The following is a 14,477-nucleotide window of genomic DNA, read 5'->3' as shown; positions in this document are numbered from 1 at the left end:
CGCGGTGCTCAGCGCCATGCTCGGCGCATTCATGGCGGTGCTCGACATCCAGATCACCAACTCCTCGCTGAAGGACATCCAGGGCGCGCTGGCGGCGACCCTCGAGGAAGGCTCGTGGATCTCCACCTCCTACCTGGTGGCGGAGATCATCATGATCCCGATGACCGCCTGGCTGGTGCAGCTGCTCTCGGCACGCCGCCTGGCGGTGATGATCTCGGTGGGCTTCCTGGTGTCCTCGCTGCTCTGCTCGTTCGCCTGGAACCTGGAAAGCATGATCGTGTTCCGCGCCATGCAGGGTTTCACCGGCGGCGCTCTGATTCCGCTGGCGTTCACCCTGGCCCTGGTCAAGTTGCCGGAACACCACCGTCCGAAGGGCATGGCGCTGTTCGCCATCACCGCCACCTTCGCGCCCTCCATCGGACCGACCCTGGGAGGCTGGCTGACGGAAAACTTCGGCTGGGAATACATCTTCTATATCAACGTGCCGCCGGGCCTGTTGATGATCGCCGGGCTGCTCTACGGCCTGGAGAAAAAGGCGCCGCATTGGGAACTGCTGAAGAGTACCGACTACGCCGGCATCGTCACCCTCGGCATCGGCCTGGGCTGCCTGCAGGTTTTCCTCGAGGAAGGTCACCGCAAGGACTGGCTGGAGTCGCAACTGATCGTCAGCCTCGGCAGCGTCGCCCTGTTCAGCCTGGTCCTGTTCGTCATCCTGCAACTGTCGCGGCCAAACCCGCTGATCGACCTGGGCATCCTGCGCAACCGCAACTTCGGCCTCGCGAGCATTTCCAGCATCGGTCTGGGCATGGGCCTGTACGGCTCGATCTACGTACTGCCGCTGTACCTGGCACAAATCCAGGGCTACAACGCCATGCAGATCGGCGAGGTGATCATGTGGATGGGCATTCCCCAGCTGTTCCTGATCCCGCTGGTCCCGAAGTTGATGAGGCTGGTCTCGCCGCGCCTGCTCTGCGCCGCCGGCTTCGGCCTGTTCGGCCTTGCCAGCTTCTTCTCCGGGGTGCTCAACCCGGACTTCGCCGGACCGCAGTTCAACCAGATCCAGCTACTGCGCGCCCTCGGCCAGCCGATGATCATGGTGACCATTTCGCTGATCGCCACCGCCTACCTGCAGCCACAGGATGCCGGCTCGGCCTCGAGCCTGTTCAACATCCTGCGCAACCTCGGCGGCGCCATCGGCATCGCCCTGCTCGCGACCCTGCTCGAAAGTCGCGCCAAGGTGTACTTCGACTATCTGCGCGAAGCCCTGGTGCCGACCAACCCGCAGGTCGACGAACGCCTCGCGCAACTCGCCGCGCAACTGGGCAGCCAGCAGGCGGCGCTGGGCAAACTCAGCGAGATCACCCACCAGCAGGCGATGATCATGGCCTACAACGATGCTTTCCATGTCATCGGCATGGTGCTCGCAGTGAGCATGCTCGCGGTGCTGCTGACCCGCTCGCTGCCGGCCGGCATCGGCACCCGCGCCGACGCCGGGGCTCACTGAGGATCAGACGTTGACCAGGCGCTCGCGCAGCGTCTGGATCTCGTCGCGCAGTTGCGCCGCCGCCTCGAACTCCAGGTCGCGGGCCAACTGGTACATCTTTTCCTCCAGTTGGCGGATGCGCTTGCTGATCTCGCTCGGCGAGCGCAGTTCGTTCTCGTAGCGCCCGCTCTCCTCCGCCACCTTGGCCACGCCCTTGCGCTTGCCGCGCGCGCCGGGCACCACGGCGCCTTCGAGAATGTCCTTGATGTCCTTGCGCACCCCCTTGGGCACGATGCCATGGGCTTCGTTGAAGGCGATCTGCTTGGCCCGACGCCGCTCGGTCTCGTCGATCGCACGCTGCATCGAGCCGGTGACGTTGTCGGCGTAGAGGATCGCCTTGCCGTGCAGGTTGCGCGCGGCACGACCGATGGTCTGGATCAGCGAGCGCTCCGAGCGCAGGAAGCCTTCCTTGTCCGCGTCGAGGATCGCCACCAGCGACACCTCGGGCATGTCCAGGCCTTCGCGCAGCAGGTTGATCCCCACCAGCACGTCGAACGCACCGGCGCGCAGGTCGCGGATGATCTCCACTCGCTCGACGGTATCGATGTCCGAGTGCAAGTAGCGCACCCGCACGTCGTGATCGCCGAGATAATCGGTGAGGTCCTCGGCCATGCGCTTGGTCAGGGTAGTCACCAGCACCCGCTCGTCCTTGGCCACACGCTGGCGGATCTGCGAGAGCAGGTCGTCCACCTGGGTCATCGCCGGACGTACCTCGATCTCCGGATCGACCAGCCCGGTGGGACGCACCACCTGCTCGATGACCCGCCCGGCATGCTCCGCCTCGTAGGGGCCCGGGGTGGCGGAGACGAAGATGGTCTGCGGACTCACCGCCTCCCACTCTTCGAAGCGCAGCGGCCGGTTGTCCAGCGCCGAAGGCAGGCGGAAACCGTATTCCACCAGGGTCTCCTTGCGCGAGCGGTCGCCCTTGAACATCGCACCGACCTGCGGAACGCTGACGTGCGATTCGTCGATAACCAGCAGCGAGTTGGCCGGCAGGTAGTCGTAGAGCGTCGGCGGCGGCTCGCCGGGGGCCCGCCCGGAAAGATAGCGCGAGTAGTTCTCGATGCCGTTGCAGTAGCCCAGCTCGAGGATCATCTCCAGGTCGAAACGGGTGCGCTGCTCCAGGCGCTGCGCTTCCACCAGCTTGTTGTTGTTGCGCAGGTAGTCCAGGCGTTCCTTGAGTTCGGCCTTGATCTGGTCGACCGCCTCCAGCAGCGTCTCGCGCGGGGTCACGTAGTGGCTCTTGGGGTAGAAGGTGAAGCGCGGCAGCTTGCGGATCACCTCGCCGGTGAGCGGATCGAAGGCCGAGAGGCTTTCCACCTCGTCGTCGAACAACTCGACACGAATCGCCTCGAGATCGGATTCGGCCGGGAAGATGTCGATCACATCGCCACGCACACGGAAAGTCGCACGGGCGAAATCCATGTCGTTGCGGGTGTACTGCAGGCTGGTCAGTCGCCGCAGCAGTTCGCGCTGGTCGATGCGGTCGCCGCGGTCCAGGTGCAGGACCATCTTCAGGTAGGACGCGGGATCACCGAGGCCGTAGATGGACGACACGGTGGCGACGATGATCGCATCCGGACGCTCGAGCAGCGCCTTGGTCGCCGACAGGCGCATCTGCTCGATATGGTCGTTGATCGAGGAGTCCTTCTCGATATAGGTATCGGAAGACGGGACGTAGGCCTCCGGCTGGTAGTAGTCGTAGTAGGAAACGAAGTACTCCACGGAATTGTGCGGGAAGAACGTCTTGAACTCCCCGTAGAGCTGGGCCGCCAGGGTCTTGTTCGGCGCCAGGACCAGGGTCGGGCGCTGCACCTGGGCAATCACGTTGGCGATGCTGAAAGTCTTGCCAGAGCCCGTCACCCCCAGCAGGGTCTGGTGCGAAAGCCCCGCCTCCAGCCCCTCGACCATCTGCCGGATGGCTTCCGGCTGGTCGCCGGCGGGCTTGAAGCGCGAGTCGAGTTGGAACGTATCCATGAAAAACCTCGCAGGGAGCTGTGACGCCAAGGAAAATCCGGCGTCAGAAATAGCTGAAAGCATGCACCTAAATGTCGCCGCATGCATCAAGGGGTGTCTATAATAACCCCCCGTTTGCGCAACCCTTTGCGCCCCCGCATAACGGGTTGCGTTGCCCTCCTCTCTTCACACTCCGAGCAGCCGCAAAATGAGTCTGTTTTCTGCCGTCGAAATGGCACCGCGTGATCCCATCCTTGGCCTGAACGAAGCCTTCAACGCCGATACCCGTCCGGGCAAGATCAACCTGGGCGTGGGCGTGTACTACAACGAGGAGGGGCGCATTCCGCTGTTGCGTGCCGTGCAGGCTGCCGAGAAGGCCCGCATCGAGGCCCACGCGCCGCGCGGCTACCTGCCGATCGAAGGGATCGCCGCCTACGACCAGGGCGTACAGAAACTGCTGTTCGGTAACGAGTCCGAGCTGCTGGCCGCCGGCCGTGTGGTCACGACCCAGGCCGTCGGCGGCACCGGCGCGCTCAAGCTCGGCGCCGACTTCCTCAAGCGCCTGCTGCCCGACGCCACCGTGGCCATCAGCGACCCGAGCTGGGAAAACCACCGCGCACTGTTCGAAGCCGCCGGCTTCCCGGTGCAGAACTACCGCTATTACGACGCCGCCAGCAATGGCGTGAACCGCGCCGGCCTGCTGGAAGACCTGAATGCCCTGCCGGCCCGCTCGATCGTGGTTCTGCACGCCTGCTGCCATAATCCGACCGGCGTCGATCTCGAGCTGGACGACTGGAAACAGGTGCTGGACGTGCTCAAGGCCAAGGGCCACGTGCCGTTCCTCGACATCGCCTACCAGGGCTTCGGCAACGGCATCGAGGAAGACGCCGCCGCGGTGCGCCTGTTCGCCCAGTCGGGCCTGAGCTTCTTCGTTTCCAGCTCGTTCTCCAAATCCTTCTCGCTCTATGGCGAACGCGTCGGCGCCCTCTCGATCGTGACCGAAAGCCGCGATGAATCGGCCCGCGTGCTGTCCCAGGTGAAGCGGGTGATCCGCACCAACTATTCGAACCCACCGACCCACGGCGCCAGCGTCGTCTCCTCCGTGCTCAACAGCCCGGAACTGCGGGCCCTCTGGGAGCAGGAACTGGGCGAGATGCGCGACCGCATCCGCGACATGCGCCTGGCGATGGTCGAGCAACTGGCAGCCCACGGCGCCAAGCGCGACTTCAGCTTCGTCGGTCGCCAACGTGGCATGTTCTCCTATTCCGGCCTGACCGCCGACCAGGTCGAGCGCCTGAAGACCGAGTTCGGTATCTACGCCGTCAGCACCGGCCGTATCTGCGTCGCCGCGCTGAACAAATCGAACCTGGAGACCATCACCAAGGCCATCGTCCAGGTCCTGTAGGGAAAATGGGGAAGTCATCGGGAGAGGCTTGACTTCCCCTTTTTAATCAGTAACATACGCCTCGCTGTTCCGCGATAGCTCAGTCGGTAGAGCAAATGACTGTTAATCATTGGGTCCCTGGTTCGAGTCCAGGTCGCGGAGCCAAATTCAAAGCCCTCGGCACATGCCGGGGGCTTTTTCGTTATCGGGACGAAAGTTCGCCCCTTCAGTCGCACCTCACTCGATGACGATCCGCGCCCGGTTCTTCTCCAGCAACGCCGGGCCTACCCCTTTCACTTCCAGCAGTTGATCCACCGAGACGAACGGACCATGGGCCGCACGATACTCGAGGATCGCCCTGGCCTTGGCCTCGCCGACACCGTTGAGCCCCCGTATCAGGGCGGCCTCGTCGACCGTATTGATATTGACCTGCTCCCCCGGCGACACGGTCGTCGCAGGTGTCGTTGCGGCCAGCGGATTCTTGGCGACGGCGACCGGTGCGGCGGAAGCCGAAAACGGAAGACAGGCGAACAGGATGAGAAGCAGAGCGGATTTGATTAGGTGCATGGGTGCACTCCTTCAGAGATGAATGACCACGTAGAGGGCTTCATGCCCATCCACGAAACCACCTTATCGCCGTGGAACGCGCCTGGATCGACAGCCCCAGCAAAGCAGTCGCTTCCTGGTCCGGCACCGGAAACATCGTACGGAGAAAACAAAAAAGGCCGCTAGGCGGCCTTTTCCGGAGAACGATGACTCAGGGTTCTCGCCGCCTCTGGCGATAGATCCAGTCGACGATTTCACCGTCAGGCGCATAGCCGCTGACGGTTTCCCGCAGCAACTGGCGAACCCGCGAGTAGTCGTCCTTCTCCACGGCGGCCAGCAACTGCTCCAGCACGACCTTGAAGGCCTCCCAGCTCAGGTGTTCCTCGTTGGCCCGCATGATCATCGGATGGTCGGTGGGATTCACGTTGTCACCGATCAGCAGCTCTTCGTAGAGCTTCTCGCCAGGACGCAGGCCACTGAACTCGATGGCGATGTCACCATGGGGCGAACGCTCGGAACGCACGCTCAGGCCGGACAGGTGGATCATCTTCTCGGCGAGCTCCAGGATCTTCACCGGCGGCCCCATGTCCAGCACGAATACATCTCCGCCCTGCCCCATCGAACCGGCCTGGATGACCAACTGCGCTGCCTCGGGAATGGTCATGAAGTAACGGGTGATGCTCGGGTGGGTGACCGTCACCGGGCCGCCGCGCTTGATCTGCTCGCGGAACAGCGGAATGACCGAACCGGACGAACCGAGGACGTTGCCGAAGCGGACCATGGTGAAACGGGTCTTGTTGACGTGATGCACGTCCTTCCGATCGCCGAACAGCACCGGTGCCGATTCGTTGCTGAGCGCCTGAAGGACCATCTCCGCCAGGCGCTTGGTGCTGCCCATCACATTGGTCGGTCGCACCGCCTTGTCGGTGGAAATCAGCACGAAGTTCTGCACGCCGACCTGCACCGCGGCCTGCACCGCATGCAAGGTGCCTATCACGTTGTTGAGAACGCCCTCGGCGATGTTGTGCTCGACGATCGGCACATGCTTGTAGGCCGCCGCATGGTAGACGGTATTGACCTTCCAGGTACGCATCACGTCCACCAGGCGCTCGGGATTGCGCACCGAACCGAGGATCGGCAACAGGTTCACCGAAAGCGACTCGCGCTTGATCCGACGCTCCAGTTCCTGATGGATGCTGTAGAGGTTGTATTCGCTGTGCTCGAACAGGATCAGCACGCTAGGCGAACAACTCATGATCTGCCGACAGAGTTCCGAACCGATAGAACCGCCCGCCCCAGTCACCATCACCACCTGACCGCGGATGCACCGTTCCAGCAGCTCCTTGCGCGGTGCGACGCTGTCGCGCCCCAGCAGGTCAGCGATGTCCACCTCCTGCAGGTCGTCCACCTTGACCCGGCCGCTGGCCAGGTCCATGAAGCCGGGCATGCTGCGCACGTGCAGCGGGAACGGCTCCAGGGACTCGAGAATCTCTCGGCGCCGGGCCCGAGTGGCGGAAGGAATCGCCAGGAGAACCTCCTGCGCGCCCGTCTCGTCGATCATCTGGCGGATATGCTTGGCGGTATAGACCCGCAGACCGGCGATGACCCGGTTGGCGATCTGCTTGTCGTCATCGATGAACGCCACCGGACGCATCGCCCGACCGAGACGCAATGCCGCAACCAACTGGTTGCCGGCCGCCCCCGCGCCATAGATGGCCACCCTGGGCAGGCCATCCTGGCGATTGAGAAATGGTACCGACTGCACAGCAGAGTACCAGTCGCCCATGAAATACTGGCGCATGGCCAGACGCAAGCCGCCGATCAGCAGCATGCTCAACCACCAGTAGTTGAACACCAGGGAACGCGGCACCACCGCCGGCGGGGAGCGGTACCAGTAGACCAGCAACGACAGGACCAGCGCGGAAATGGTGACGGCCTTGGCGATCGCGATAAGGGCGTCGTTGCCCAGGTAGCGCATCACCGCCCGGTACATGCCGAAGCGGATGAACAGGGGAATGGCCACCAACGGGGCGGCGATGAACAGCCAGGCATGGCCGCCGAAGGGGCTGATCATGTCTTCCGTGCCCAGCCTGACTAGGAAGGCTAGCCAGAGCGATAGCCAAACAAGGCTCACATCGGCGGCGACTTGCAGCATTCGCTTGTAGCGACGCGGCAATCCCAGGAGCTTCATCCTCAAATTATCCAACATCCTATTTATCAGCCCCGTTCAATACATCCATACCGATCCGTCGTATCGGTAGACAAACCATAGCAGCAACATTGCAAGGGCAGCAGCCCAATGCTCAGGGCTTCCCAGCCCCGAGCCTGACTACCAACCAAATCAGGGGAGCATACGCGATAAGCATTCCCAAGACCCCATCGATAATGCCCAGCACTACCAGTAATGCCAGGGGCAATAACCAGAAGAGATTGATCGCAACCACTCCAAGGGTAACCGGCAAATGCCGCGACAGCATGCGGGCTGCGTGCTGGTAGGCATGGCTGCGATGACTCTGGTGAATTTTATCGCCTCGTAGCAGACGACGCAGCAACGTAAAGGTTGCGTCGACCACGAATACCCCGAGCAGGATCAGCCAACACCAGAACAGAGAGGGGGAAAACCAGGCCATCTGCAAAGAAATCGTCCCGAGGACGATGCCCAGGAAACCGCTGCCGGAATCCCCCATGAAAATGCGGGCGGGTGGGAAATTCCAGATGAGAAAACCCAATACGGTGCAGGCAAGCAAGGCCAGTAGCCATACGCCCTCGCCATAATGAGGCCCCAGGCCACTGGCCGCTAGCGTCCACAGCAGCAGTATTCCCCCCAGGCATACACAGATCGCCTCGACACTGGCGAGGCCATCAATACCGTCCATGAAGTTATACAGGTTCAACAACCAGGCCAGATAAAGCAAAGCCGGCAGGTTGCCGAATACCCCCAGATCGACGGTGTGGCCGAATACGGGGACTGGCGGCATGCCTCCGAGCCAGAAAAGCACCCATAAAGCCGCGGAGAAATGTCCCAACAGCCTAAGCCCGACGGTGATGCTGTAACCATGGTCGTCAAGCCAGCCCAGCAACGCCACGCCAGCGCCGCCACCGAACAGCGCGTAGAAAGTTTCCGTACCGATCAAGCCGGTGAATGTCAGGTAGAGCAAGCTCGACAGGAAACTAACGACGAAAGCCATTCCCCCGCCCCGCGGGGTCGGGCAGCTATGCGAACTACGAAAGTTGGGAACATCCAGAAGCTTCTCGGCCAGGGCATAGCGCCGGAGTGCGGCTGTTACGACAAAAGAGAAGACCAGCGAAGAGAGGAGAAGCAGAGTGCCCATTTATTATTATCTCAAGACGACTCCCGAAGAGTGAACGACGGAAGCAATTTTTCAACCCATGTAGAGTTTCCTTTCTACGCCTTCCCGTCGAGGCATTCGTTTTTGAACCGGAATGCCTCAGGAGAAGATATCCTCCGCAGCAAGACAGGCGGAGCAAGGCTGAATGTGCCCCACTCCCGGCTGCATCGGTGATTACCCGATACTCGCCCCCGCGACCTGAGAATCCCGGCAGGCCTCCAGCATGACTGCCTCCAGCACATCGAGTGTTCTCTGAATCTCGCTCTCGCTCAAGGTTGGATGGACCAAGAACATGAGGCTGTCCTCACCCAGCGTCACCGCGTTGGGCAAGCGTACTTCCGGCCGCCACCCCGTCGAATCGAACGCCTTTTCAAGATAAATCTCGGAGCATGAGCCAGAAAAGCACGGCACACCGCGGGCGACGATTTCGGACAGTATACGATCACGCGTCCACCCCTCAGCCAAACGCGGCGGATCCACGAATACGTAGCACTTATAAGCAGCGTGTTCGATACCTTCAGGAATGATCGGTACTCGTAACCCAGGTAGATTCCGGGCTTTCTCCCAGATGCGCTGCGCATTCGCAAGCCGGCGGACATGCCAGTCGCCCATCCGGCGTAGCTGGATACGACCGATGACAGCCTGGACCTCCATCATCCGGAAATTCGTACCGAAACTTTCATGCAGCCAACGGAAACCCGGCGCGTGCTCCCGCTCGTAGACCGCCTCCCAACTCTTTCCGTGATCCTTGTACGACCACATGCGGGACCAGAGTTCGCGGTCGTCGGTAGTGACCATACCGCCCTCTCCTCCCGTGGTCATTATCTTGTCCTGGCAGAACGACCAAGCACTAATGTGTCCAATGGAGCCAACCGAACGCCCTTTATAACGAGCTCCATGCGCCTGGGCACAATCCTCGACCACCTTCAGCCCATGCTCCTCGGCCAACGCCATGATCGGGTCCATGTCGCACGGCCATCCTGCCAGGTGAACACAGATGATCGCCTTGGTGCGCTCGGTCAGGACAGCACGGATGGAGTCAACGGTCACGTTCTGGGTATCCAGGTCGACATCGGCGAATACTGGAACGGCCCCGATATTGACGATGGAAGAAGCAGAGGCCAGGAATGTCCGCGAGGTCACCACCACCTCATCGCCAACTCCGATCCCAAGGGCCTTCAGTGCTACATCCAAGGCAACGGTTCCATTAGCGAGAGCGACAGCGAACCTGGAGTCGGCCCAGGTCGCAAATTCTTTTTCAAACTCGCGGCACTCCTGGCCGGTCCAGTAATTGACCCTGTTGGACAGGACAACATCTCGAACGGCATTGGCCTCCTCTTCGGAAAATGATGGCCACGGAGAAAAAGGTGTATTCAGCACAGCACTCACTCATCAGAATTGTTTGAAAGGGCAGCAAACGCTCAGAGGTGCTGTCCCATATGCAGAATCTTTGCGGGAACGCCGACAACGGTAACCGACTCGGGGACTTCCTCCAGCACCACTGCGCCGGCCCCCACTATTGACCCAGCCCCGATACGTGTCAATTGACGGATACAGGCCCCCATACCAATCCAGGCCTTCTCCGCTATCTCCACACCACCCGCGATTCGGGCCCCCGGGCTGACGTGCACGGCAGCTCCGAGCACGCAATCATGATCGATACTGCAACCGGTATTGAGAATGACACCCTCTCCGATACGGGCATCGACATTCACCACCACACCAGCGAACACCACTGTGCCCAGCCCCAGCGACGCATAGCGGCTAATACTTGCCTGAGGGTGGCAAAGCACGATGAGTCCAGCTCCGGCCACCTTCAACGCCTCGAGCTTTGCATGGCGAGTGACGTTGTTGCCGATAGCCACGACAACGCCACCGAACTCGGGAAGACGGGCCATCAAATCATCGAAACCACCGACAATCTCCCATCTGCCATTGGCACTCTTTCCCGGCCAGGCATCGTCGAAGAAAAACACTTCTTCCCAGCCACAGCATTCCGCCGTATCGGCAACGACCTTCCCATGCCCGCCAGCGCCGAGAATAGCCAGCTTTCTCATGACTTCTCGCTCCCGGTGAATTTGGACATCGTCGCCTCTCCATCCGCACTGATTCCTTCGCGGACAAACACCTTCTTCAAGGTCATGAGAATGATTTTAAGATCCAGCCAGAACGAACGATTATCGACATACCAGACATCCAGCTCGAACTTCTCCTCCCAGCTCAGCGCATTCCGTCCATTTACCTGAGCCCAGCCGGTAACACCGGGCCTTAGTTCATGCCTTCGGTACTGTTCGACGGAATACAACGGAAGATACTCCATCAAGAGGGGACGAGGCCCAACCAGACTCATGTCTCCCTTCAGAACATTCCATAACTCCGGCAACTCATCGAGGCTGGTGGAACGTAAAAAGTTGCCAAAGGGGGTCATACGCTCGACATCGGGCAATGCGTTTCCGTTCGCATCCACGGCATCGCGCATCGTGCGGAACTTGATCATTTCGAAAGGATGTCCGCCGACGCCGGGTCGTACCTGGCGGAAAAGCACAGGCTTGCCGAGTTTCCGGCGTATCTGCCAGGCGACGAACAGAATGACCGGAGATAGCAGTAACAACCCCAGTAAAGAAGCAACGATATCGAAGAGGCGCTTGATCAAGACTTCGCCCCTTCCAACCAATCGACGAACCGGTCCGCAAGCTTGTGTCTCTCGAACTCTCGGACCGCCAAGGCTCTACCCCGCTCCCCCATTGCTCTCAGCGACTCACGATCGTCCGCAGCGCGCTCCAGTGCATCGGCGAAAGCGGTCGGACTGTCCGGCTCGACGGCAAAGCCGCATTGATTGTCAGCAATCATCCCTGCCAACCAACCAGGATAATTGTTCAGCACCGGCAATCCTGCAGCTATATAGTCGAAGAACTTGTTCGGCGAAGTGCCATAGTAAAAAGCCGGCACATTGGCCAACACCTGCAATCCCAGGTCCGCCGAGGCCATGAGCCCTGCCAGTCGGGCCTTGTTCACGGGCTCGTGAAAAACCACATTATCCAGCCCTTTACGGAAGGCACGCTGCTGCAGAACCGGCTTGAGCTTCCCCTGCCCAACCAAAAGCAACTTGATATCATCCCGGCCTCTCTTCTTCAGCTCCGCAGCTGCGTTCAACACCGCATCCAGACCGTTCGCCACGCCGTGGGTTCCAGCGAATACCGCGAGCAAGTCGTCTGCCTTGACCCGCTCTGGACGCCACGGCTCGGAGTCGGAGGCAAAAATATCCAGATCGCAGCCGTTGGGCACCATTTCCACTAGGTGCGCCGGCACACCTAAACGCTCGATACCTTCGACGATCCCAGGCGACAAACCGATCAGCCGGTGCGCGGAACGATAGCTCAGCCACTCTAGGACAGACATCATTCCCAGCACCACCGGGTTGGTGATCACACCCATGGCTTTCGGCAATTCCGGCCAGAGATCGCGGACTTCGAACACGAATGCCTTGCCACGCAGCCAACGAGCAAAGATCCCCGGAATGCCGGCAGTCAGAGGAGTAGTCGTAGCGAAAACGAGATCGTACTCCTCCGTCATCGCCAGTCTTATGCTACGAAGGGCAAAACTGAAAAAAGTAGTAGTGCGCTTGATGAAACCATCAGTGTTGGAATACGCCAGATCGAACTCGATGATGTCTATTCCATCCACCGTGCCCTGTCTTCTCCCTTTACTAAAGGGCACATCCAAACCAGTCTGCCCTCCGCCATAGCTGCCGCACACCATTGTGACCTGGTGTCCTCGGGCAACCAGGCGGCGAGCCATCTCGTAGGAGCGGATGCCTACCATCCCTTTCGGAGTCGAAAAGTGTTGATGAAAATAGATGACTCTCATCGGGCCCACCTGTAATCCGTCTTCAATGTTCCCGCCTGCCCAACCTCTATCTCGATGACAGGAACCTCCTCTTTCGCAAGGTAGTAGCGCGACTCCCACCCGATTGTCAGCTCGATACGCAGAAGAGGCATCGAGCTTTCGAAAATCAGCACGTCTCCCCTCTCTCCCTTGAGCGTGTTTCCATCCAACACCCAGCTTCCAGGCTCCAGCCTCCAGCGCAGCACGGCACTCGCGGAAAAGCCGGAAATCTCATCGATAACCTTGAGTCCATCCGGAAACAAGGCAACCTCCCGCTTATGCCTGGCGCCATACCCATCGGTATAGGCCGCCGAAAATGCATTCATTTCCTCCGACGCTCGCTCCGAAGTCAGCGGCACAGCCTGCGTCGCCTTCAACCAGTCGCCAAAAAGAAAACGGCTGAGACGGGGCATCTGATCGCGACCATCGAACTGGATCGTGTTGTGACTGGCCGTTCCGGGGAAGTAACTCAGCCAAGCGGATTCGGTGTTGTAGCTGTAGGTGCCGGCATCGCGCAGCAGATTTCGCCCTTCGAGCCAAAGATCAAGATGAAGAGCATCCGCCTGGCTGGGGCGAAAACGGAACCTGGGGTAACGCAGCATTGCCATTGCCTGCCCGCTCCGCAGAATGGCGTAGCCACCCTCGTCGAACACTCGGCTCCGGGGTACAGGAGACTCGGCAGAAGGCAGATCGAGCCCCAGCCACAGCAGCGGTCGGCTGCACTCTTGATTGCCGGGATAGGCGTTGGTATCGGTGAACAATGCCATGGCCAACTGCACCGCAGGTCGATAGTCACGATAATCGGTCTGGGTCAGAGGTAGCAGTCGTGCACCATCGTTAGCCCCAAGGTTCGGACCGTCACCAGTGGCAGGGTCAATGAATGCGTGCAGCCAGTGAGTCGCTGCACTTGCCCGCGAATACCAGCGAGCAGAGAATTCCACAAGGGAAAGCTGACGCCTCCACAGCTCGGCAAGTGAGAACGTATCGAGCATGACCCGGTGGTAATTCAGCGAATACTGGCTGAAGCTACCGTCCTCGCCAATCAGATGTTTCGCCCGGTTTTCCAGCCATTTTCTCCCTAACCGCATCCAGGTAACGGCGTCAGGCTCGCCGTGAGCCCGAAGCCAACTGCCACCAATGAACAACGCTGCGGCCTCGGAGGTACCGTGATTGTTGTCCTGAGCTATCGCATAGCGAATGGTTGGCACGATCCTTCGAAGATGGATGCGCAGCAAGTCGAGCAGTGCGGCAGGCGGAGCTGTCACCTGCTGCAGCAGAATGGCCGCCAGGGCCAGGTGCATGACTCTGATCGAAGCCTCCTGGCCGCATTTCCAATTCGGCCCTTTGTAAGGAGGATTATTCATGCACCAGTCGTTCAACCAGGCATTCAGTTTGTCCAGCGCACCACTCTCACCAGCCAGAGCTTTTTGCGCCAAAGCAGGCACCCAGTCGAAACGCGACGCCTCCCAGACAGCCTTGATGTCTCCCACTGCCAGATCGAAATCGGGGATCTCCCACCAATTCCGATCAGAATTGGTCATTCCCATTCCAGTCAGCAGATTACTGTGCCAATCGGGAACGGAATCAGCGGCATAAGGCACGTAGCCGAAGTAACGACCCAGCCAGGGCGTCTTGTCGAGCCAGGAAACTACCGAGGGACGGGGCGGCGTCGGCAGGAAGAAATCACCGGACGGCGCTCTCTCCTGCAAACGCCGGACGGGATTGAGCCCTGTCATCACCCCCATGCGATAAGCCAACACCCGCAGCAGATTGGGGGCACCGAGCGCCCACGCCGTCCTGGCCTTTACCATGA

General features: G+C 60.4%; 11 protein-coding genes and 1 tRNA gene. 3 read left to right on the top strand and 9 right to left on the bottom strand.

Features of this window, described 5'->3' with window-relative positions; genetic code table 11:
• Positions 1-4: 4 nt before the first annotated feature.
• Entirely contained in the window at positions 5-1,504 is a 1,500-nt protein-coding gene (locus tag LJF27_RS10140; protein WP_078465418.1) for an MDR family MFS transporter, read from the top strand.
• 3 nt (positions 1,505-1,507) lie between these two features.
• On the opposite strand, the gene uvrB is transcribed toward LJF27_RS10140, so the two are convergent.
• Positions 1,508-3,520: an excinuclease ABC subunit UvrB gene (uvrB, locus tag LJF27_RS10135; RefSeq protein ID WP_003104590.1), complete on the bottom strand. Its 2,013-nt coding sequence runs from the start codon at positions 3,518-3,520 to the stop codon at positions 1,508-1,510.
• 187 nt (positions 3,521-3,707) lie between these two features.
• Between uvrB and LJF27_RS10130 the strand changes: the two genes are divergently transcribed.
• Together LJF27_RS10130 and LJF27_RS10125 are read left to right on the top strand one after the other, a co-directional pair.
• On the top strand, positions 3,708-4,904 hold the full coding sequence (locus LJF27_RS10130) for an amino acid aminotransferase (protein ID WP_003104588.1): 1,197 nt from the start codon (positions 3,708-3,710) through the stop codon (positions 4,902-4,904).
• A 68-nt stretch (positions 4,905-4,972) separates the two neighbouring features.
• A tRNA-Asn gene (locus tag LJF27_RS10125) sits at positions 4,973-5,048 on the top strand.
• A 72-nt stretch (positions 5,049-5,120) separates the two neighbouring features.
• On the opposite strand, the gene LJF27_RS10120 is transcribed toward LJF27_RS10125, so the two are convergent.
• The 8 genes from LJF27_RS10120 to LJF27_RS10085 form a co-directional block, all read right to left on the bottom strand.
• A complete protein-coding gene (locus LJF27_RS10120; protein WP_003104586.1) occupies positions 5,121-5,450 on the bottom strand; it encodes a ComEA family DNA-binding protein in 330 nt (109 codons plus the stop codon).
• A 190-nt stretch (positions 5,451-5,640) separates the two neighbouring features.
• Positions 5,641-7,638, bottom strand: coding sequence for a polysaccharide biosynthesis protein (locus tag LJF27_RS10115; protein ID WP_003143571.1), 1,998 nt, complete (start codon positions 7,636-7,638; stop codon positions 5,641-5,643).
• A 94-nt stretch (positions 7,639-7,732) separates the two neighbouring features.
• Entirely contained in the window at positions 7,733-8,761 is a 1,029-nt protein-coding gene (locus tag LJF27_RS10110; RefSeq protein WP_003116434.1) for an MraY family glycosyltransferase, read from the bottom strand.
• A gap of 192 nt (positions 8,762-8,953) precedes the next feature.
• Complete coding sequence (locus tag LJF27_RS10105; RefSeq protein WP_023102972.1) at positions 8,954-10,159, bottom strand: DegT/DnrJ/EryC1/StrS family aminotransferase; 1,206 nt, start codon at positions 10,157-10,159, stop codon at positions 8,954-8,956.
• A 41-nt stretch (positions 10,160-10,200) separates the two neighbouring features.
• Entirely contained in the window at positions 10,201-10,836 is a 636-nt protein-coding gene (locus LJF27_RS10100) for an acetyltransferase (RefSeq protein ID WP_003116432.1), read from the bottom strand.
• Complete coding sequence (locus tag LJF27_RS10095) at positions 10,833-11,432, bottom strand: sugar transferase (protein ID WP_003116431.1); 600 nt, start codon at positions 11,430-11,432, stop codon at positions 10,833-10,835. Before LJF27_RS10095 ends, LJF27_RS10100 begins: the two co-directional genes overlap by 4 nt.
• Positions 11,429-12,646 carry a glycosyltransferase family 4 protein gene (locus tag LJF27_RS10090; protein WP_003116430.1) on the bottom strand — a complete coding sequence of 406 codons (1,218 nt, stop codon included), beginning with the start codon at positions 12,644-12,646 and terminating at the stop codon, positions 11,429-11,431. The genes LJF27_RS10095 and LJF27_RS10090 overlap by 4 nt, the downstream gene beginning before the upstream one ends.
• Entirely contained in the window at positions 12,643-14,475 is a 1,833-nt protein-coding gene (locus LJF27_RS10085; RefSeq protein WP_023102970.1) for a heparinase II/III family protein, read from the bottom strand. Before LJF27_RS10085 ends, LJF27_RS10090 begins: the two co-directional genes overlap by 4 nt.
• Positions 14,476-14,477 lie beyond the last annotated feature (2 nt).

Origin of the sequence: Pseudomonas sp. 203-8, from assembly GCF_020708595.1 — a bacterium.
GTDB lineage: Bacteria > Pseudomonadota > Gammaproteobacteria > Pseudomonadales > Pseudomonadaceae > Pseudomonas > Pseudomonas aeruginosa.
Note: the sequence above shows the minus strand (reverse complement) of the source record. Positions and strands in the feature narration are given on the sequence as shown.